At 44.1% G+C, this 345-nt stretch carries 1 protein-coding gene; it reads left to right on the forward strand.

Going from position 1 to position 345, the window contains the following annotated elements:
- A partial coding sequence (locus G9H60_RS13295; protein ID WP_223144522.1) for a hypothetical protein occupies window positions 1-345 on the forward strand: 345 nt, incomplete at both ends.

Here is a 345-nt window from a genome sequence, read left to right on the forward strand (position 1 = left end):
TGTACAATGTGGAAACAGCTTTAGTGGCAGTAACAGATGGAGCAATATCAGCCGCCGGAGCAGATCGATTGAGCGTAGCAGTAAGTGCAGCAGCCTTCAATAAATTGGCAGTAAGCTTAACGAGTCCTCAAACCAATGGCACAGCATTCACAGGAACGAATACCTTGACAGCCCAAGATGCTTATGGAAATACAGTAACAGGATTTAATGCCTCAACAAACAATGTAACGGTGACGAATTCCTTGGGAGGAACGGTGACAGGTTTAGGATCGGGAGCAAGTAATATATTGAATCAAGCTGGTGATTTTACGAGTGGAGTGGCTAATTTAACCACGGATGGTATTA

The organism is Aquirufa aurantiipilula (assembly GCF_019923745.1).
GTDB classification, from domain to species: domain Bacteria; phylum Bacteroidota; class Bacteroidia; order Cytophagales; family Spirosomataceae; genus Aquirufa; species Aquirufa aurantiipilula.